General features: G+C 29.8%; 2 protein-coding genes. Both read left to right on the forward strand.

Translation table 11 applies throughout. From position 1 onward, the window contains the following. Nucleotides 1–1,028: ISKra4 family transposase (locus VK071_11005; protein HLR35837.1), on the forward strand; the 1,028-nt coding region annotated here is incomplete at its 5' end. A gap of 444 nt (nucleotides 1,029–1,472) precedes the next feature. After that, nucleotides 1,473–2,726, forward strand: a complete 1,254-nt coding sequence (locus VK071_11010; GenBank protein ID HLR35838.1) for a transposase — start codon at nucleotides 1,473–1,475, stop codon at nucleotides 2,724–2,726. The last annotated feature ends 45 nt before the right edge of the window (nucleotides 2,727–2,771 follow it).

Raw genomic sequence — 2,771 nt, forward strand, 5'->3', positions numbered from 1 at the left:
GTAAAGAATATGGAGAAAACGATGAAATCTTAGGTTTAAATAGAAAACATAGAATAACCAAGGGTGTAACTGAAGCAATAACATATGCATCGCAGTTAGTGCCATCTTTTGAAAGAGCATCTGATGTTTTAGAAAAATTTCTACATTTAGATATAAGTGCTACGCAAATGCAAATTATTTCAGAGGAAATTGGGAAAGAGGTCTTTGAAAAACAAATGGAATCAGCCAATAAAACCTTTGAAAGGCCAGAAAAAATAATTCCAGATACTTTAGAAAAAAATAAAAAGGAGGGAATTCTTTATATTATGGTAGATGGTTCTACTGTAAATACTAGAGTCCAAGATGAAAATAATTCAAGTTGGAAGGAAATGAAATTAGGGTTAGTTTTTACAGATAAAGACTTAATAACTAGGTCAAATGGGGATAAAATTATAAATAAAAAAGAATATGTTACTTATTTTGGAGGGGTTGGAGAGTTTAAAAAAGTTATCTTTGATGCAGCAGCGAGAGCTGGATATGGTGTATTAAGGAAAGTCGTAGTTCTTGGTGATGGTGCAGCATGGATATGGAATATGTGTGAAGAACTTTTCCCAGATGCTATAAGAATACTTGATTATTTTCATCTAAGTGAAAATGTAAATAACTATGCCAAAATATTATATCCATTAGATGAAGTCGGAAGACGAATATGGGTAAATACAGTACTTAATTTAATAGAAGATCAGAAGATTGATGAAGCATTGGATTATATATCTTTAAATTTAATTAAAGATATACCATTTGGAGTTGTTAATGTATACAATTATATAGTAAATAATAGAGAACGAATAAAATATAAAAGTTATAAAGAAAATGGATATTATATAGGCAGTGGTCCAATAGAAAGTGGTAATAAGGTCGTCATTCAACAGAGAATGAAACAGTCTGGAATGAGATGGGGAATAGGTGGAGGTCAGTATATCGCAGCACTACGTGCTAAATATGAAAGTAATCTTTGGACTGATGTAGTAGAAATTATAAGTGCTTAATTTGTAAGCTTAGAAAACCTTGGAAATATATACCATGTTGTCTTATTAGGAGAAGTCTGTACATTTTTAGTTCCATAATTCCCCTTCGGGGCTAAATTTAGTCATTGCAAGATATAGGTAGGGTATAATCCACAATATGGGTCGCTTTTAATTTATGCACCCGATTAAGGCTTAATAATTATTATATTCAGGAGATTATGATATAATAAAAATCGAATTGAAGATATTAAAGATATACATAATTGTCATATGATTCAGGCCAGAAGTTTAGCTTTTAAAAATATAAGAGGGCGATAGCCCCTATAATTGAACAATTAGTGATGTACTAAATAAAACTTATATATTCCGATTTTTACTGGAAATTATAAGGGGAAAATTTGCAAAATAAAAGCATCCTTTTTATAATAGTTTTATGGCAAAAAACAAAAAAAGGATGCTGATAAAATGAACAAAAGTTATTTAAAACAAATGCTCACTTATATTAATAAAGTATATCATATTGGAGAAAAGATTAATAGACTAAAAGATAAAAGAATAAAATATTCAATAGAACTCTCAACCATTACTTTCGTTGTACTACTTGGATTTATGCTTCAAATAGAGAGCTTTAATAGGTTAAACCATTGGCTTAAAAAAAGAAAGTTTAAAAAGTTATTACCAAAGAGGACGAAAACACCAAAGATTGACGCTATTAGAGATTGTTTGAGTGAATTTGATTTAGATGGTTTAAAAGAAATGCATAGTAATGTAATAAGAACTACTATAAAAAATAAAGTTTTTAGAGGTGGCACAATAGATAGGTTAAAGGTAGTTGCAATAGATGGGGTAGAATTATTTGAAAGCACAAATAAGTGTTGTGAAAATTGTCTTACAAGAGTTCAAAAAGATGGTATTACTCATTATTTTCATAGTTCTGTAGTGTGTACAACTATTGGCTCAGATCCACATATTATTTTAGGTCAAGAAATGCTTGAACCTAAAAGGGATGGATCAAATAAAGATGAAGGTGAAATTACGGGTGGGAAACGATTAATAAAAAAACTTTATAAAAAATATCATCATTTTGCAGATATCATTGTAGCTGATGCTTTATATTGTAAATCTACTTGGATTAAAGAAGTTCTATCAATAGGTATGGATGCAGTGGTAAGGGTTAAAGATGAAAGACTCAATATTGTAAAAGATGCGTTAGCTATTTTTAAATGCCGTAAGGCAAATAAAGAATGGATTATAAAGCAAGGGGGCAAAAGCTATACTAAAATTAAAGCCTGGGATGAGGATGGCTTTGAAATGTCGGATTCGGGTATATATGTGAGATTTATAAGATTTAAAGAAGAAATCCATGTTGGAGATAAGGTAGAATTAAAGGAAGGCTGGATTATTACTACAGATAAAGTTACTTCAGTAGAAACTCTATGGAAGATTATGCATAAAAGATGGGATATTGAGAATAATGCTTTTCACCAACTAAAAACGCACTGGCATTTGAATCATTGTTTTCTTCATAGCCCTACGGGTGTAGAAACTGTATTCATGTTTATAATATTAGCATTCAACCTAATGCAGTTGTATTTTTTTCGATGTCTTAGAAGTTTTAGAAAAAAGAATATGCTTCAAATAGATATTATTGAAGATATGAGAGATGAAAGGTTTATAATTGAAGATAATTGGAATAATCCATTATTTTTGAAAACATAATTTTAAAATAAAATTGGAAATTATGTTTTGGGTTTTCTTGGGGTA

It is taken from the genome of Tissierellales bacterium, from assembly GCA_035301805.1.
GTDB lineage: Bacteria > Bacillota > Clostridia > Tissierellales > DATGTQ01 > DATGTQ01.